Source organism: Microcoleus sp. Pol12B4, assembly GCF_036701385.1.
Lineage (GTDB): Bacteria > Cyanobacteriota > Cyanobacteriia > Cyanobacteriales > Microcoleaceae > Microcoleus.
Genome location: NZ_JAUBQR010000073.1, coordinates 1 through 15,694 on the forward strand (window position 1 = coordinate 1; position 15,694 = coordinate 15,694).

General features: G+C 42.7%; 21 protein-coding genes. 13 read left to right on the plus strand and 8 right to left on the minus strand.

Annotation, left to right across the window (positions count from 1 at the left end; genetic code table 11):
- Positions 1-308, plus strand: a 308-nt coding sequence (locus QUA38_RS12465) for a hypothetical protein (RefSeq protein ID WP_333162154.1), incomplete at its 5' end; no start/stop codon positions are given.
- 246 nt (positions 309-554) lie between these two features.
- On the opposite strand, the gene QUA38_RS12470 is transcribed toward QUA38_RS12465, so the two are convergent.
- The 3 genes from QUA38_RS12470 to QUA38_RS12480 form a co-directional block, all read right to left on the minus strand.
- The gene (locus QUA38_RS12470) at positions 555-734 is read right to left on the minus strand and encodes a hypothetical protein (protein ID WP_333162156.1); all 180 of its coding nucleotides are present in this window, start codon (positions 732-734) and stop codon (positions 555-557) included.
- A 129-nt stretch (positions 735-863) separates the two neighbouring features.
- Positions 864-2,300, minus strand: coding sequence for a hypothetical protein (locus QUA38_RS12475; protein ID WP_333162158.1), 1,437 nt, complete (start codon positions 2,298-2,300; stop codon positions 864-866).
- A gap of 334 nt (positions 2,301-2,634) precedes the next feature.
- Positions 2,635-2,763: a hypothetical protein gene (locus tag QUA38_RS12480; RefSeq protein ID WP_333162161.1), complete on the minus strand. Its 129-nt coding sequence runs from the start codon at positions 2,761-2,763 to the stop codon at positions 2,635-2,637.
- Positions 2,764-2,829: 66 nt separating this feature from the next.
- Here QUA38_RS12480 and QUA38_RS12485 point away from each other — a divergent pair, with 66 nt between their 5' ends.
- Positions 2,830-3,429, plus strand: coding sequence for a Uma2 family endonuclease (locus QUA38_RS12485; RefSeq protein ID WP_333162163.1), 600 nt, complete (start codon positions 2,830-2,832; stop codon positions 3,427-3,429).
- A 26-nt stretch (positions 3,430-3,455) separates the two neighbouring features.
- On the opposite strand, the gene QUA38_RS12490 is transcribed toward QUA38_RS12485, so the two are convergent.
- The 3 genes from QUA38_RS12490 to moaA form a co-directional block, all read right to left on the minus strand.
- Positions 3,456-3,752, minus strand: coding sequence for a helix-turn-helix domain-containing protein (locus QUA38_RS12490; RefSeq protein ID WP_242717105.1), 297 nt, complete (start codon positions 3,750-3,752; stop codon positions 3,456-3,458).
- The gene (locus QUA38_RS12495; protein WP_293206221.1) at positions 3,749-4,099 is read right to left on the minus strand and encodes a type II toxin-antitoxin system RelE/ParE family toxin; all 351 of its coding nucleotides are present in this window, start codon (positions 4,097-4,099) and stop codon (positions 3,749-3,751) included. Before QUA38_RS12495 ends, QUA38_RS12490 begins: the two co-directional genes overlap by 4 nt.
- An 88-nt stretch (positions 4,100-4,187) precedes the next feature.
- Complete coding sequence (moaA, locus tag QUA38_RS12500) at positions 4,188-5,177, minus strand: GTP 3',8-cyclase MoaA (protein ID WP_333162168.1); 990 nt, start codon at positions 5,175-5,177, stop codon at positions 4,188-4,190.
- A 165-nt stretch (positions 5,178-5,342) separates the two neighbouring features.
- On the opposite strand from moaA, the gene QUA38_RS12505 reads away from it, so the two are divergent.
- From QUA38_RS12505 to QUA38_RS12545, 9 genes are all read left to right on the plus strand, one after another.
- A complete protein-coding gene (locus QUA38_RS12505) occupies positions 5,343-5,795 on the plus strand; it encodes a nitrate reductase associated protein (protein WP_333162170.1) in 453 nt (150 codons plus the stop codon).
- Between the two features lie 329 nt (positions 5,796-6,124).
- Positions 6,125-6,586, plus strand: a complete 462-nt coding sequence (locus QUA38_RS12510) for an ATP synthase subunit I (RefSeq protein ID WP_333037348.1) — start codon at positions 6,125-6,127, stop codon at positions 6,584-6,586.
- A gap of 55 nt (positions 6,587-6,641) precedes the next feature.
- Complete coding sequence (atpB, locus tag QUA38_RS12515) at positions 6,642-7,400, plus strand: F0F1 ATP synthase subunit A (RefSeq protein ID WP_242717111.1); 759 nt, start codon at positions 6,642-6,644, stop codon at positions 7,398-7,400.
- A 128-nt stretch (positions 7,401-7,528) separates the two neighbouring features.
- A complete protein-coding gene (gene atpE / locus QUA38_RS12520) occupies positions 7,529-7,774 on the plus strand; it encodes an ATP synthase F0 subunit C (protein WP_006631105.1) in 246 nt (81 codons plus the stop codon).
- A 97-nt stretch (positions 7,775-7,871) separates the two neighbouring features.
- Positions 7,872-8,357: a F0F1 ATP synthase subunit B' gene (locus QUA38_RS12525; RefSeq protein WP_242717123.1), complete on the plus strand. Its 486-nt coding sequence runs from the start codon at positions 7,872-7,874 to the stop codon at positions 8,355-8,357.
- Between the two features lie 87 nt (positions 8,358-8,444).
- The gene (locus QUA38_RS12530; RefSeq protein ID WP_333048365.1) at positions 8,445-8,972 is read left to right on the plus strand and encodes a F0F1 ATP synthase subunit B; all 528 of its coding nucleotides are present in this window, start codon (positions 8,445-8,447) and stop codon (positions 8,970-8,972) included.
- Between the two features lie 3 nt (positions 8,973-8,975).
- Complete coding sequence (atpH, locus tag QUA38_RS12535) at positions 8,976-9,521, plus strand: ATP synthase F1 subunit delta (RefSeq protein ID WP_333037345.1); 546 nt, start codon at positions 8,976-8,978, stop codon at positions 9,519-9,521.
- A 191-nt stretch (positions 9,522-9,712) separates the two neighbouring features.
- Entirely contained in the window at positions 9,713-11,230 is a 1,518-nt protein-coding gene (atpA, locus tag QUA38_RS12540; RefSeq protein ID WP_333162173.1) for a F0F1 ATP synthase subunit alpha, read from the plus strand.
- A gap of 128 nt (positions 11,231-11,358) precedes the next feature.
- Complete coding sequence (locus QUA38_RS12545; RefSeq protein WP_333162175.1) at positions 11,359-12,309, plus strand: F0F1 ATP synthase subunit gamma; 951 nt, start codon at positions 11,359-11,361, stop codon at positions 12,307-12,309.
- 213 nt (positions 12,310-12,522) lie between these two features.
- On the opposite strand, the gene QUA38_RS12550 is transcribed toward QUA38_RS12545, so the two are convergent.
- Together QUA38_RS12550 and QUA38_RS12555 are read right to left on the minus strand one after the other, a co-directional pair.
- A complete protein-coding gene (locus tag QUA38_RS12550; RefSeq protein ID WP_333162177.1) occupies positions 12,523-12,831 on the minus strand; it encodes a DUF2442 domain-containing protein in 309 nt (102 codons plus the stop codon).
- Positions 12,832-12,857: 26 nt separating this feature from the next.
- The gene (locus tag QUA38_RS12555) at positions 12,858-13,070 is read right to left on the minus strand and encodes a helix-turn-helix transcriptional regulator (RefSeq protein ID WP_332958465.1); all 213 of its coding nucleotides are present in this window, start codon (positions 13,068-13,070) and stop codon (positions 12,858-12,860) included.
- 149 nt (positions 13,071-13,219) lie between these two features.
- On the opposite strand from QUA38_RS12555, the gene QUA38_RS12560 reads away from it, so the two are divergent.
- Both QUA38_RS12560 and QUA38_RS12565 read left to right on the plus strand, forming a co-directional pair.
- Positions 13,220-13,663 (plus strand): hypothetical protein, encoded by a 444-nt coding sequence (locus QUA38_RS12560; protein ID WP_333162179.1) that lies wholly within the window; start codon positions 13,220-13,222, stop codon positions 13,661-13,663.
- A gap of 451 nt (positions 13,664-14,114) precedes the next feature.
- Positions 14,115-15,344, plus strand: a complete 1,230-nt coding sequence (locus QUA38_RS12565; protein WP_333162181.1) for a hypothetical protein — start codon at positions 14,115-14,117, stop codon at positions 15,342-15,344.
- Positions 15,345-15,694: the final 350 nt, after the last annotated feature.

The following is a 15,694-nucleotide window of genomic DNA, read 5'->3' on the forward strand; positions in this document are numbered from 1 at the left end:
GAAATGCGGGGCGGCTGGGTTTTTGGGTTTTTCTAGAAAACCCAAAACCAGGAGAACATATTATGTCACAGGAATTCTTGCCTGACGACAACAAATTTGCACGGCCAAATGACGACTCAGCAGCAGAATCGGAACAGGATGTGGTGTGTGTAACGGTTACAGGTTCGCCCAAGGGTGTCAGGGAAACCATACTCACCTTGTACCGCCTGGGATTTGCCCAAGTTGGCGATTGGAGTCCCGTACAACGTGCAGCTAATCCGAACCAAGTGATGAGTGTGCTGATTCGCCGTCGGAAGCGCAAAGCGTAGGTGTTTGCTCGTTCCCAGGCTAAGGCCTGGGAACCAGTTAAGAAGACCAACAAATATCAGGCACGTTACTTTACTAAATCAGGATAAGAGCATATCCTGATTTAGAGGCTGAAACATCTATAAATCAAGCTAGGCGGAGAAAACTCACATTTCCCCGCCTAAGCCCTGTAACCCTTACAAATCAAGAAACAGTAATTTCCTGATTAAAAGCGTGAAACCTCTAAAACGACGTGTTTGTAGACGGGATTATGATTCGGTGTCTTCTATAGCTGGGTTAGGGTTAGAAGCTGTCTTTTTAGCAGCTTCAATAGCGGGATTAGGCTCAGAAGCTGTCTTTTTAGCAGCTTCAATAGCGGGATTAGGTTCAGAAGCTGTCTTTTTAGCAGCTTCAATAGCGGGATTAGGTTTATCTTCTGAGTTTTCCATAGAATGATGAGATTGAAGTTTTTAAACAACTAAAAACTATAATGGCACAATATTCTAAAAAAAACACTAAAGTTTTAGGTTAGATTATGCCCTGTCATCCAAGTCTCATAGGATAAGCAATTTTATTTTTTATAAAGGATTCACATTTAATTTTGGTATAGGTAATTTAGATGTTAAATAACGGTTTTTCAATAATTTAGAGTCTCCTACTAATTGATGTAATAATTTATTATAGTGATTATCTATATTTTCGACATCTACATTTTTTTCTAGAATTGAATCGTCTCCCGTTGATATTGTCAAACGTGAATACTCGGTCATATAGGCTATAAAAATAAACAATAACTTAATAAATTCAGAAGGATAGTGATCTTCCCATGCAATTCGATTGATAATAAAATCATCTGATTTTATCCATTGTAGAAAAAATTGATATAAATTGTCACTCTCAATATGATCTTTATCAATATTTGAAAATAATAAAGGTCTTGCAATAATATTCTCAGTTGCGAAATACACAGGTAAAGGATTCCATTTAATAGTCCTATTCACCGTTAATGAAAAAGTTGCCACAATTCTGCTGTTATTCCGTAGAATCAAATATCCACCATCTTTCTCTTCACGCCAACTAATACTGATTTCTTCAGATTGTCGTCCTCTAATTTTGTGAAAAGTTCTCTCACCTTTTTTGTTTAATTTAGGAGTACATAAATAATAATCTAACTTTATTTCTTCTATAATATAATATATATAACGTTGTCCAAATTGGTTGGTAGTTGTCACCATCTTAGGCTCAACTATTTCGCTTTCTAATTTTCTATCTTCAGTTAATACATCCTCTGTAATATTATCTTCATTAAAAATTGCTAAACTTTCTTTGGCTCGTAAATATTCCTCACCCAATTTAATATAACTTATTAATGTAAGCGCTTTAAAAGAAACTTTATCAAAATCGTTACTAAAAAAAACCTCTTTATCAAAAAGAAATACATAATAAAGGATTTGCTTTAAAATATCCACACTAGCAGGAAAACACAGATAATAAACTATATTTGAAAAAATATCACACTCTATTTGAGATGATTTATTATGATACAAAGTTAATGCCAATTTTTTAATAATGCCTCTTTTTTCGTAAAACTGATTTAACCATTTATTGATATTAATTTCATATTGATTTATTAAAATTTCGCCTTCTTTTATACGTTCTTCAAGTTTTAAAAATGTGATTTTTTGATAAAAAACTATTCCTCTATAAAGGATGTCTTGTATTCTTTTCTGATATTTTTCTAAACTTTGTTTTCTACCCTCTGAATCCGTTTCTCCTGTGCTAGTATTACTCTCAGTTCTCTCAGGACAAGGATTATACCCTATATCCTTATAATGTGAAAAATGAGCTACTCTTTTTATACCCTGCTTGTTAAAATTACTTGATTTCTTAAAGAAAACAGCTTGATGACAAAATTTACATTTTAATAATAGATTTTTATACGATTCATAGTTGAGTCTATCATCACCTGATGTGATTTCTTCATTTAATAAAATAGAAAATACGTTTTTCTTCATAAAAATTGACTCAAATTTTGTAATGGTTTAACACATTAAAACTAATAATAAATTAAATAATTATTATGAGTTTTTTCTATTTATTTATAGGCAGTTGTAAGTCCAGAGCCTAAAGCCAATATAATATCATATCTCTATTAAACATTTACTATTGACATAAACCACTACAAACAATTAACCCGCTAGACTCCAACACTGGCGGGTTAATTGTTTGTGACCGCTCTGAACCGCTCCGAGCGACCGCGCTAGACCCGCAACACTCCCACCGCTCCAACCGTGGTTAGGTGCAATTGTGCCAGCCGTGGCAGTCCTCACCATTCAATCTACCTCAAACTCACCCACACCGCGCTATATGGTGCAATTTTGGAGCCGTGGCAGCCGTGCCAGCCGTCGGAGATGTCGAGCCGATCGCCCTGTCTCGATCGGACAGTGCTACCCAGCTTGTTAATTCAATGAAAATCACTGCGACCGCCGCTTCCCTCGGATGTGTAAATATTTTAATAACAATAGCAATCCTGGAAGGTAAAAGATGACACAAGTCCACAAACAGAAACTTACCTTTGAAGAGTACCTCACCTATGAGGACGACACCGACAACCGCTACGAATTAATTGATGGAGAGTTAGTAACATTGCCACCAGAATCGGGCCCCAACAATTTCATTGCTAACTATCTACTATTCACTCTGGCTAGTAGCGGGTTCATCCCACTGAGGCTGATCAGAACACATATGTGCGAAATCCAAGTTCCGATCCTGCGGGAGGGCGACGCAGCTAACCGCTACCCAGATTTGGTGGTTTTGCGCCCCGAACACATCTTGCTGACAGCAACCAGGCTAACCATCACCCAAACTATGCCACCTCCTCAGTTGGTTGTCGAGGTTGTTAGTCCAGGTAGAGTTGGGCGCGATCGCGATTACATTAGTAAACGAGCTCAATATGCAGCGCGGGGTATCCCTGAATATTGGATTGTTGACCCTCAAGAGGAGAGAGTAGCGGTACTACGACTAGAATCAGGTGAGTATGTCGAAGTTGGGGTTTTTCAAGGGGAACAAGCGCTGATATCGCCGACTTTTCCGCAGTTGAATTTAACGGCTGGACAAGTTTTGGGAGGAGAGTTTCAGTTGTAGAATGCGCCAAATTGCATAATTTTCACCTAAGCTACCTTGGGGCAAATTTCGACTTTGACAGTCATACCTACTTTATTGAGCATTGCAATCAGACTGTCAACGGAAAACTGCCCTATTTTACCTTGAGTTAGAGCTTTGATTCGATCGTTGGACTGTTGGAGATGTTGAGCCGTTTGATCGAGAGTCCAACCGCGCTCTTTAATCTGATGAGTCAGGGCGAGAATTAGTTGCGATCGGATTAGTAAGTTATCAGCTTCTTCAGATGAGAATCCGAGGTCTAGAAAGATATTATCGACTGCTTGGGTAATAGTATTTTCGCTCATTGTTCCGGTTCTCTTGAGTTTAAACGATTTTGTAACAAATCTTGGTAGCGTTTCTGCCCAACTTCGATATTTTTCTGAGCTGTTTTCTGAGTTTTCTTTTGGAAGGCATGGAGCACATAAATAGCTTCTTCAAATCTAGCAATATAGAAAACCCGATAGGCATTTTCTGTCCGAATCCGAATTTCTTCAACGCCTTTACCTACGATCGACATCGGTTTAAAGTCTGGTGGTTGTATGCCCTGCTGGAGAGTCCAAAGTGAAAAACCGGCTTCTTTTCGGGCATCTTCAGGAAGAGATTGGATTTCTTCGCGGGCAGGGCCAACCCACCGAATCGGCTTGATGGTCATCGAGTTTGTTGAGAATCGAATACTGTGACAATTATACTCAAGTATTGCCTTAAGTATTTTATTTCTTCAGCGCTCTATGTCGGTTAGTTCAGCCACCGATTTGAGACATGGTGCGGCTGTAATTTCCTTGAGTAGTTCCCGAATCTCGCTGCTTGAAATTAATCTCCGGTTTAATCTCTAATATGTGCCGCACTCGATCGCGCAATTCGCCTGTAGACACCCCATCCCGTAAAGCAGTTTTTAAGTCAATTTGCCCCGTTTCGTTCAGCAGACAAGGCCGCAGCCACCCGTCAGAAGACAAACGCATCCGGTTGCAGCGATCGCAAAAACACTCGGACATTTGGCTGATAAATCCTAAAGTGCCCTTGGCCCCCGGAATTTGAAACACATCCGCCGGCCCATTTCCGCGCACACCCGACTCGGCTAACCCGTATTTGTCGCTAATTTGTTGTCGCAATTCGGCTGATGCTACCCAACCTTTATCGCCAAATAACTCCCCATTGCCGATCGGCATAAACTCAATAAATCGAACGTGCCAATTCCGGTTAATTGTTAGCGCCGCTAAATCCAATATTTCGCTGTCATTCACACCGGGAATTACCACAACATTCAGTTTCAGCGGGTCGAATCCTGCTTGATAAGCCGCTTGAATTCCCTCCCAAACCTGCGTCCATCGCGATCGTCCCCGACTACCAATTATCTTATCAAACGTCTCTGGTTCCAAGGAATCCAAACTAATATTAATCCGGCGCAAACCAGCTTTGTAGAGATTTTCCGCCATTCCCGCCAACAAAAAGCCATTAGTTGTCATTGACAAATCTCGCGTTTCGGGCATCGAGGCGATCGACCTCACCAAATCCACCACCCCAGGCCGCAGCAGCGGTTCCCCTCCTGTCAAGCGAAACTTGGTAAATCCCACGGGTATAAAAACTTCCCGCAGCAGAGTTAGCAATTCCGAGTGAGTTAACAACTGCTGCTGCAATACATAGTCCAACTCGCTACCTTCCGGCATACAGTAGAGACAGCGGAAGTTGCAGCGGTCTATCAAGCTAATCCGAAGGTAGTCTACGGTATCCATGTCAATAGTTTGTAATATTATTTAATTATAAATGGCGATCGCATTTTCTGCAATTATTGATAGAAAGCAAAAAACCTGCATCGATTTCTCTCTCTTCTCTTACTCTGTGCTCTCTGCGCCCTCTGCGGTTAATAAAAAAAATCTAGTTTGCAAGTCTATACATCTATGACATTCTTTGAATTTGAAGCTGATTTTGTCGAAGCTTTACGCTGCATTCCGATGCAAGTACGTCTCAAATTAGATACTTGCGGCATTAAATTGAAGTTGCAGGATTGGAATCATTTCAACCAAGCAGAACGGCAAAGTCTTGTAGAGTTACCTTGCTTGACAGAAGCAGAAATTATTGATTACCGAGAAAAGCTAAACCAAGTATTAATTCAACAGACAGGCAAACCGGGAACTGATTTGGCGGTTGATGAAAATCCCCCCTGGATGGATGCTGCAACTGTACCGGAGTCGGTTTCAGCAAAAGCGCAAGAGCTCGGCGTGACAATTTCTTTGGCCCAGTGGGCGAGTTTGCAGCCGCTACAGCGATTTGCTTTGATTAAGCTTAGTCGATCGAGCCACGAGAATAAAAACTTTCTCCCGGCGCTTCAAGAGTTTAAGGTTATTGAATGAGATCGAATTAGAATTAACTCTTGAAGCGCGCAGAGGCAGACGAGGGAGAGTTACCTCATCGATTCGGGCGATCGGTCTCTGTCCCATCTCACTAAGTGAGGCTTAATTAGTGAGAATCAGGAGAACAATGTGTAACCAAGTGCGGTCTGGCGGTAGGAGAGGTAGGGTGAGGTCGATCGGACATTTAACGGCTTGAGGTTTCCGAAGCGCCAGACACCAAATTCCGAAAATATGATTAATTTTATTTTAAGTATTGTTACCGCAGCGTGGTATTATTTTTCTGAGTTTGCAAAGCACTCGCCTGCTACCTGCATTAGTTTCTGAGCTTCGTGAACACGCAAAACACACCCACCGAACCCACACCAGCAACCGAGGATATTCCTCAAGCTGGCACAGTCTCAACAGTCTCGACAGTCTCGTCCGAGACAACGAATCCCATGCAAGACTTTTATCGCCTCCAACAAGAGTTGTTGGCGTACACCCTTGCTTTTACGGCGATTATTTTTATCTCCGTTTGGATTTTTTACTCCCTCAACATTGCCCTGAATTATTTGCTTGGGGCGGTCACCGGTGTGGTTTACTTAAAGATGTTGGCTAGAGACGTTGAACGAATCGGCAGCCAAAATCAACGCATCAGCAAGACAAGGCTCGGTTTGTTTTTCGCGGTGATGATAGTAGGAACACAGTGGAATCAGCTACAGATTTTACCGATATTTTTGGGATTTCTGACTTACAAAGCTGCGCTGATGGTTTACGTGATCCGAAGTGCATTAGCACTAGATTACAGGTAAGTCAGGTAAGAAGAGCAAAACTCAACTCATCGATTTGTATGGGGAAGCCCGTTGAATGGCAATGCTTGACGTTCTAAACACCTTTAATCGTTTCCCCCTCGCCAAATTGGAAGTTGGCCAGCAGTTGTACTGGCAACTCGGCAATCTGAAAGTTCATGGACAGGTTTTTCTAACCTCGTGGTTTGTAATTGCTGTTTTAGTCGTAGTTTCGATTTTAGGAACCAGCAAAATCCAGCGAATTCCCAGCGGAATGCAAAATTTTATGGAGTATGCGCTGGAATTTATTCGGGACTTGGCTAAAAACCAAATTGGGGAAAAAGAATATCGCCCTTGGGTACCGTTTATTGGTACATTATTTCTGTTCATCTTTGTGTCAAACTGGTCTGGTGCTCTAATTCCTTGGAAGCTGATTAAGCTGCCATCAGGCGAATTGGGAGCTCCTACCGCTGACATCAACACGACGGTAGCATTTGCACTGCTGACTTCTCTAGCATATTTTTATGCAGGTCTCAGCAAAAGCGGCTTGGGGTATTTCGCCCACTATGTTGAACCGGTGCCTTTCATGTTGCCGTTCAAAATCATAGAAGATTTCACTAAGCCTCTGTCCCTAAGTTTCCGTTTGTTTGGCAACATTCTTGCGGACGAATTGGTGGTCGGAGTGCTAGTGTTGCTAGTGCCTTTATTTGTTCCTCTGCCAGTGATGGTTCTGGGACTATTTACCAGTGCAATTCAAGCTTTGATTTTTGCAACCTTAGCCGCAGCCTACATAGGTGAAGCTCTAGAAGGCGGTCACGGCGAAGAACACCACGATTAACTAACGATAAACGGCGAAGAATGAAGGAGGAAAAAGAAAAATTCTGAGCTCAAACTTCCTCCCGTTAAATCGGACAATTCTGTAGACTATCTGTTCTCAATTTTGTACTTTAGATAAGGAAAATCATCATGAACCCAACAGTTGCTGCCGCTTCCGTAATTGCCGCCGCTTTGGCAGTAGGTTTAGCTGCAATCGGCCCTGGCATCGGTCAAGGTAATGCAGCAGGTCAGGCTGTAGAAGGGATTGCCCGTCAGCCGGAAGCAGAAGGTAAAATTCGCGGCACCTTGCTGTTGAGTTTGGCGTTCATGGAAGCGCTCACAATTTACGGTTTGGTCGTAGCCCTAGTGCTGCTGTTTGCCAACCCCTTCGCATAATAATTTGAAATTTTAGATTTGAGGTTTTGGCGATTCTAATCCAAAATCTCAAATCTAAAATCGATTAAGCGAATTAGATGGAAGCCGTCAAAAAATCATGATGCACTGGACAGTATTACTAGCAGTTGAAGAAGCGGCTAAGGAAGGGGGACTGTTTGATCTAGATGCTACGCTGCCTCTGATGGCGGTGCAGTTTTTAATTCTAGTCGCAGTCTTGAATGTAATTTTTTACAAGCCGCTGAGCAAGTCAATTGACGATCGCGCCGATTACATTCGCAACACTCAAGTATCCGCCCAAGAACGCTTGGCAAAAGCTCAGCAACTAGCGCAGCAGTACGAGCAAAAACTGGGAGAAACTCGCAAACAGTCTCAATCAGTAATTGCTGCTGCTCAAGCTGATGCCCAAAAAATTGGGGCAGCAAAAGTAGCTGAGGCTCAACAAGAAGCTCAAGTCGCGCGAGAAAAGGCTGGGCAAGAAATAGAGCAGCAAAAGCAAGAAGCAATGCGCTCACTAGAACAACAAGTAGACGCGCTCAGCGGCCAAATTCTCGAAAAGCTATTAGGGCAGTCGCTGGCCAAATAGCGAGACCGAAGAGTTTTAGATTTTTGATGGAATCTCAAATCTAAAATCGCTTCACCCAATCTGCACGCGCAATTATGGAAGAGTATCATGGGGACTGTTTTATTGCTAGCCACAGAAGCTAGCGGCGAAGGTGGTTTCGGTTTAAATTTCGATATTTTAGAAACCAACCTGATTAACCTGGTCATTATTATTGCAGTGCTGTTTTATTTCGGGCGCGGATTTGTAGGTAAAATCCTGACAGAGAGGCGTTCGGCTATCCAAGAGGCGATTCAAGAAGCAGAAAAACGCCAAAAAGATGCAGCAGCAGCTCTAGCAGAGCAACAGCAAAAATTGACTCAAGCGCAAGCAGAAGCGGAACGAATTCGTGCCGCTGCTGAAGAAACTGCCAAGAAAGCAAAAGAAGCAATTCTAGCTCAGGCAGCGCAAGACGTTGAACGCATGAGAGCAACAGCAGGTCAAGAGTTGGAAGCGGAGCGGGAAAGAGCGATCGCCCAACTGCGCTCGGCGGTTGTATCTCTGGCATTAGCAAAGGTGGAAAGCCAGCTAAAAACTAGCTTGGACGACGGCGCTCAACACCAATTAATCGATCGCAGCATTGCGTTACTGGGAGGCTAAAACGTGAGTACAGTCAGCACAGAAGTCTTACAGCCTTACGCATCTGCCTTGATGTCACTGGCTCAGTCCAACAATCTCTCAGAGAAGTTCGGCGAAGACATTCGTTCCTTGCTGAGCCTGCTAGAAGGTTCGGAAGACTTGCGTCAATTTTTAGCCAATCCGCTGGTAAAACCGGATGCTAAAAAAGCCGTGATTCAGCAAATAGCGGGTGAAGAAATGAGCCCCTTGATGCACAGCTTTCTGAAGCTATTAGTAGACAAAGGAAGAATTCTTTTTTTAGAAGGGATTGGCAAACAATACTTGGCAAGGCTCCGAGAACTAAACCAAACAGTATTGGCTGAAGTTACATCGGCTGTCCCGCTTTCAGACGCTCAACAGCAGACTGTTCGCGAGAAAGTGCAGGCGATGACCAGCGCTAGTCAAGTAGAAATTGAAACCAAAATAGACGCAGATTTAATCGGCGGTGTGGTAATCAAAGTAGGCTCTCAAGTAATTGATGCCAGCCTGCGGGGACAATTGCGCCGTCTAGGAATTCGCTTGAATTCCTGATTTAAGGAAGCAGGAGGAAGGAAGAAGGAAGCAGGAAAAAGGAAGAAGGAAGAATAAAACAGGAAGCAGGAATAAATTAATTTCTGTTTTTGAGTTGTTAGTCCCAAAATCTTACTACCAAATCCCTATTCTTTCTTGCCGAAAACATCGACAGACAACTAACAACTGACAACTGACAAATAATAACTAACATGGCAGCAATCAGACCTGACGAAATTAGCAGCATTATTCGCCAGCAAATTGAACAGTACGACCAAGACGTAAAAGTCTCTAACGTCGGTACTGTTCTGCAAGTAGGCGACGGCATTGCTCGGATTTATGGCTTGGATAAAGCTATGTCTGGGGAGTTGCTAGAATTTGCCGACGGCACCGTGGGCATTGCACTGAACCTCGAACAAGATAACGTGGGTGCAGTGTTGATGGGCCAAGGCCTCGGCATTCAAGAAGGTTCGGCAGTTACTGCTACTGGCAGAATTGCTGAAGTCCCCGTGGGTGAAGCAATGTTGGGACGGGTAGTTGATGCTTTGGCCCGTCCGATTGACGGCAAAGGAGAAATTAAAACTACTGAATCTCGCTTGATTGAATCTCCGGCACCGGGGATTGTTTCTCGCCGTTCTGTTTACGAACCGATGCAAACAGGAATTACCGCTATTGATGCGATGATTCCGGTGGGAAGAGGACAGCGGGAACTGATTATCGGTGACAGACAAACCGGTAAAACTGCGATCGCGATCGACACGATTATTAACCAAAAATCGGAAAACGTGATCTGCGTTTACGTGGCGATCGGTCAAAAAGCTTCTACAGTAGCTAACATCGTCAACGTCCTGCAAGAAAAGGGCGCGATGGACTACACGATCGTAGTAGCAGCCAACGCTAGCGACCCCGCAACCCTGCAATACTTGGCTCCCTACACAGGTGCTAGCTTAGCCGAGTATTTCATGTACAAAGGCAAGCACACTTTGGTCATTTACGATGACCTTTCCAAACAAGCACAAGCTTACCGCCAAATGTCCTTGTTGCTGCGCCGTCCTCCCGGTCGCGAAGCTTATCCCGGAGACGTGTTTTACCTGCACTCTCGCTTGCTAGAACGCGCTGCTAAATTGAGCGACGATTTGGGCGAAGGCAGCATGACTGCTTTGCCAATTATCGAAACCCAAGCTGGTGACGTTTCTGCTTACATTCCGACGAACGTAATTTCGATTACCGACGGTCAAATCTTCCTTTCTTCTGACTTGTTTAACGCTGGTTTGCGTCCTGCAGTAAACCCCGGTATTTCGGTATCGCGGGTAGGTTCGGCAGCTCAAACTAAGGCGATGAAAAAAGTAGCCGGTAAGGTGAAATTGGAATTGGCACAGTTTGAAGAACTGGCAGCATTTTCTCAGTTTGCTTCTGACTTGGATAAAGCTACTCAGAATCAATTGTCGCGCGGTCAGCGCTTGCGGGAACTGTTGAAACAGCCCCAAAGTTCGCCTCTGCCGATGAACGAACAAGTGGCTGTAATCTATGCCGGTATTAACGGCTATATGGATGACATTCCTGTGGAAAAAGTCACCAAGTTTACTGTTGGTTTGCGCGACTATTTGCGGACTAGCAAGCCGAAGTACGGCGAAATTGTTCAAGGCGGAAAAGCTTTGACTGATGAAGCTGAGAAGCTGCTGAAAGAAGGCATCACTGAATACAAGCAAAGTTTTCTAGTTTCTGCGTAGACAAGTAGGAATTTTGAACCGCAGATGAACGCGGATTAACGCAGATAATCTGAAGTTAATCTGCGTTACTCTGCGTTAATCTGCGGTTTTAATTAAGAAGATGCGGGCAAGGATGTAAGGAGAAAGTTATGGCAAATCTGAAAACTATTCGCGATCGCATTAAGTCGGTCAAGAACACTAAAAAGATTACAGAAGCAATGCGCTTGGTGGCCGCTGCAAAGGTGCGCCGCGCTCAAGAACAGGTGACTGCTACTCGGCCTTTTGCCGATCGACTGGCCGAGGTATTATACGGTTTGGCGGAACGCTTGCAGTTTGAAAACCTGGATTTGCCGCTGCTGAAAAAACGCGAAGTGCGATCGGTGGGACTGTTGGTAGTTTCGGGCGATCGGGGTTTGTGCGGCGGCTACAACAGCAATATCATCAGATACGCCGAAAATCGCGCTAAGGAAATCAAAGCTGAAGGCTTAGACTACAAATACGTGTTGGTAGGACGCAAAGCTACTCAGTATTTCCAGCGCCGCGAACAGCCGATTGATGCTACTTACGCTAACTTGGAACAAATTCCCACAGCACCGGAAGCAGCCATGATTGCTGACGAATTGCTTTCTTTGTTCCTGTCGGGAACTGTGGACAGAGTTGAGTTAATTTACACCAAGTTTGTGTCGCTAATTAGTTCGCGTCCGGTAATTCAAACCTTGCTGCCCCTCGACCCCCAAGGTTTGGAAACTCCTGATGATGAAATCTTCCGCTTGACATCGCAAGGCGGACAGTTTCAAGTATCGCGCGAGAAGGTTGCTTCACCTACGAAGAGCTTGCCCAGAGACATGATTTTCGAGCAAGATCCGGCGCAAATTCTGGAGGCTCTTTTGCCCTTGTATTTGAACAACCAATTGCTGCGGGCTTTGCAAGAGTCTGCTGCTAGCGAGTTGGCGGCGCGGATGACGGCGATGAACAATGCTAGTGAGAATGCTAGCGATTTGATTGGTAGTTTGACGCTGACTTATAACAAGGCGCGGCAAGCGGCAATTACTCAGGAAATCCTAGAAGTTTGCGGCGGTGCTGAGGCTTTGAACGGTTAGGTTAGGGTTGACAATTTGTTGATTTTATGGTATGCGTCTGAGGTAACTCAGGCGCTTTTTTTAAGCAAAGGAGGACACGGCAATGCCGTTTCCCTACCCAAAATAATCAATCTTTCTCGCTCGGATGTAACCATCACCGATTAATTGTAGGGAAACGGCACTGCCGTGTCCTGACTGTGGGTAATATCAATTCCGATGCCACCGAATTTTGGATTAGACTATCTTCCTGCGTTCCTCTAACCACCGCTGAAATGACTTCTGACTTTCTCCAGATGGTTTACCGAGAATAATATTTTTGATGCTAATGTCTTCCTCAATATCAGGCCAGTGGATTCCATCATTTCCACCAATAAATCGCCAATTATTGCGTGCGTTTGGTGTGCTATGCAATAGCCGAGGATACCAAGCTAAAGGAACAGAAATAGTACGACCATGGGATAGATCGACTGTTAGCGCGTCGTCTGTAACAACTACGTTTTGTGCTTGGGGAATTTCTAACAACTCAACCATTAAAGAAGTCATTCCAACCCGCTAATAACTGCGATCGACTATTCCTGCACAATTTCATACAAATCTTCGATCGACAAATCAAAAGTCCTCGCCAACTTGTGCAAGGCGGTCACATCAACAGTTGCTAATCCAGGCGATCGGGCATAGGTTCTGAGCGTACTGTAGACTACTCCCGATCGCTCTGAAACTTCTTTTAGAGTCCAGCCTTTCTCGGCCGCAAATTCTCGAACCCGCAACTTAATTAATCCCATAACCTCTTGACAAGTGACTAATATAAGTCATAGAGTTATAATGTAAAAAGCGATCGCCCCCAGGTCTGGAAAACTAAAAAGCGATCGCCTATCCAAATTCAATCCCTTTACAAAAGTTTGCACTCTTTACAAAGGATTTGCTTAGCATCATGTTAACAAAATTTTCGCGAAAATCAACCCCCAGACACAGATTGAGCCGGTTTGTGACGAAAGAGGCGATCGCGCGGCTGCTGAAAATCAAGGTAGAACAAATATATCGCTTCGAGTGCTGGGCGCATATCCTGTACGTGCACGCCAAAGGGATGAGTCGGTTTGTGAGTTATGCCGACTTTCCGCCTGTTTTGGGAGTGGAATCGCCCTCTGGTTTAGATTTTGGTTATTGGAAGCGCCGTTGGGCGAGTCAGAAGGAGAGACACGCGCCGGATTTTTGGGTGGATTTCTATGCGGATAGATTTCAGAAAGCTGTTTGTGTTTCTGAATTGTTGGAGTGGGGGGAAATGGTGGGGGTGATTAAATTGATGTTAAGTGCGATCGGACTGGAGTCGCTGCGAAAGGTTTATGCACAAGAAAAATCTCTGCTGGAACATTTTTAAATTATGAGTAAAACACGGGTGATTAGAAACCAGGTTTTTTTGCGAAAATACGGCATCCCGGCCTTTAACTAAGTGAAAAACCCGGTTTCTTTGCTGTGCGTAACTCTCATAAATCCAATCTCTGCCACAAATATTCAAAAATTGGTTCAAGCTCGACTGCAACAGTTATAATTTCTCCATGCGTTTCCCTCTCTATCCCTTGTTAAGCCCATGAGTAACCTTTCAAACATCCCAGGCGATCGCGGGAATTACAGGCTAAGTCCGATCAGTCTGCGGTTATGCGTTTGGTGGGGTTGCCGCCGTCGGAGTCCAAGTAGGCTTTGATTGAGTTGGCTGATTATGTTTTTAGTCAACTTTATTAGGTGCGATCGCGCAGTTTTAGGGAAGATAATCAAATGGTGGTTTACATCTTGCCTGAAAGTTTTATATCAATTAATTGGAGGTATTTACAATGATTGTTTTTAAAAGATTTGTGATTTTGCAAGACCCTCAAAACAGCTTGGAAAATACAATACATTTTTTATTAAACTGTGAGGAATACTCTTGGGATAAAATTTATTTATTTTCTGCTTTTGTTACTAATGATGGGGTGGACCAAATAGAAAAAATTCTTGTACACCCTTCTTTAAATAAAAATACGGAAGTTATGATTGCTATCGGAACAAAGGATGATTTTAATAAGCCTAGTGATATTCAAAAAATATTAAGTTTATCAACCTCCCAGAAAATCAAGACGAACAATGTTGATTTTATCTGCCCGGAAAGTATTGATGATAAATCTCGTATAATTGATGATGAATCTCATAGGAAAGATAATTTTCATCTCAAAGCCTATTGTTTTTTAGGTAGTAGTATGAAAGCAAAAAGCTCTAATATAGGTTTTTCGATCATAGGGTCATCTAATCTAACTCAGACAGGTCTTAAAGGTAAGGGAGAATTATGTATTAGTATCCAAAACTTAAATTTAACAAACAAATTGATTGAGCATTTGAAAAATAAATATAGTCACTTGCCTCGGTGGAGTCCAGAAATAATTAGGGAGTATGAAATAAAATATGATAAAAAACACCCTCGTAAAGATCAAGCACTGATAACCAGCACACCACAAAATGGTAAATTTATTAAACTAGATGTCTTGACTGATAGTGCTCTTATTGCCAAGGCAACTACCCTGGCTAATGATAGTGAGAATATAGATTATTTTCACTCTTCACTCAAAACTATAAAGCAAGCGAAAGAGGATTTTCGCGAAGGTTCTTTATGCCTCTTATTTTCAACAGAAAACGAGATATTCGAGATTGTTAAAATCGTGTCTCACAGTTCCGATCAAGAAAAGCCAGAAGGATGTTTTGTAAGATTTAAAGTAAATGTAACTTATAAGCTTAGTGAAGATATTTGTGAAATCCTTGAAAAGAAAGAAGAGTATGAAAAGATAAAAATAGCTGAGGAAGAGTATGAGGAATATAGACAAAGGAATCAATACCCTGAATTAGAGTATGCAACTCTAAATATGTTTGAAAACAAAGTTAAGGAATATCAGAAACTGCTCGCCGATCCAAATTATAAAAAAGGGCTAGAAAAAGGTGGGGAGAAGATGCAATCAAAAATTGACGGACTATTAAAAGAAATAGAAAAAATTGACGATCCTAGTTTAAAGGAAAGGCTAAAAAAACTGCTTTAATCCATTTAATGCGCGATCATTGTGTTCTCAATACCAACTTGATTTTACAATGGTTATGGGATAAAATCATCGTCTTTACCGGCCATAATAGTAATAGCAGGTTTCTTGCAAAAGTGCCATTAATTGTCAGAAAATCAAAGAGAATTTATTGTTTCAGAGTTTATACTCATCTTAAGTATTTGCTAAAAGTTTAAGTAACTTCTTTGCTGGTAAGCCTGTAAGATGGCAGATTGAAGGAACTAGAGATAGTGTTAGTATTAGAGTAATAGTAGAACCTGATGGGAGAGGAATCATTGTATTGACTAAGTGAGAAACCCGGTTCTTTTTCTCAAGTGACTTGGCTCATAATG

Excerpts from the sequence above, each read along its gene's own strand:
- QUA38_RS12525 (WP_242717123.1), top strand. The coding sequence starts at position 7,872 with ATGATGCACTGGACAGTATTACTAGCAGTTGAAGAAGCGGCTAAGGAA.
- QUA38_RS12490 (WP_242717105.1), bottom strand. The coding sequence starts at position 3,752 with ATGAGCGAAAATACTATTACCCAAGCAGTCGATAATATCTTTCTAGAC.
- QUA38_RS12550 (WP_333162177.1), bottom strand. The coding sequence starts at position 12,831 with ATGACTTCTTTAATGGTTGAGTTGTTAGAAATTCCCCAAGCACAAAAC.
- QUA38_RS12560 (WP_333162179.1), top strand. The coding sequence starts at position 13,220 with ATGTTAACAAAATTTTCGCGAAAATCAACCCCCAGACACAGATTGAGC.
- atpA (WP_333162173.1), top strand. The coding sequence starts at position 9,713 with ATGGCAGCAATCAGACCTGACGAAATTAGCAGCATTATTCGCCAGCAA.
- QUA38_RS12555 (WP_332958465.1), bottom strand. The coding sequence starts at position 13,070 with ATGGGATTAATTAAGTTGCGGGTTCGAGAATTTGCGGCCGAGAAAGGC.
- QUA38_RS12475 (WP_333162158.1), bottom strand. The coding sequence starts at position 2,300 with ATGAAGAAAAACGTATTTTCTATTTTATTAAATGAAGAAATCACATCA.
- QUA38_RS12530 (WP_333048365.1), top strand. The coding sequence starts at position 8,445 with ATGGGGACTGTTTTATTGCTAGCCACAGAAGCTAGCGGCGAAGGTGGT.
- QUA38_RS12485 (WP_333162163.1), top strand. The coding sequence starts at position 2,830 with ATGACACAAGTCCACAAACAGAAACTTACCTTTGAAGAGTACCTCACC.
- moaA (WP_333162168.1), bottom strand. The coding sequence starts at position 5,177 with ATGGATACCGTAGACTACCTTCGGATTAGCTTGATAGACCGCTGCAAC.
- QUA38_RS12505 (WP_333162170.1), top strand. The coding sequence starts at position 5,343 with ATGACATTCTTTGAATTTGAAGCTGATTTTGTCGAAGCTTTACGCTGC.
- QUA38_RS12470 (WP_333162156.1), bottom strand. The coding sequence starts at position 734 with ATGGAAAACTCAGAAGATAAACCTAATCCCGCTATTGAAGCTGCTAAA.
- QUA38_RS12565 (WP_333162181.1), top strand. The coding sequence starts at position 14,115 with ATGATTGTTTTTAAAAGATTTGTGATTTTGCAAGACCCTCAAAACAGC.
- QUA38_RS12495 (WP_293206221.1), bottom strand. The coding sequence starts at position 4,099 with ATGACCATCAAGCCGATTCGGTGGGTTGGCCCTGCCCGCGAAGAAATC.
- atpE (WP_006631105.1), top strand. The coding sequence starts at position 7,529 with ATGAACCCAACAGTTGCTGCCGCTTCCGTAATTGCCGCCGCTTTGGCA.
- atpB (WP_242717111.1), top strand. The coding sequence starts at position 6,642 with ATGGCAATGCTTGACGTTCTAAACACCTTTAATCGTTTCCCCCTCGCC.
- QUA38_RS12545 (WP_333162175.1), top strand. The coding sequence starts at position 11,359 with ATGGCAAATCTGAAAACTATTCGCGATCGCATTAAGTCGGTCAAGAAC.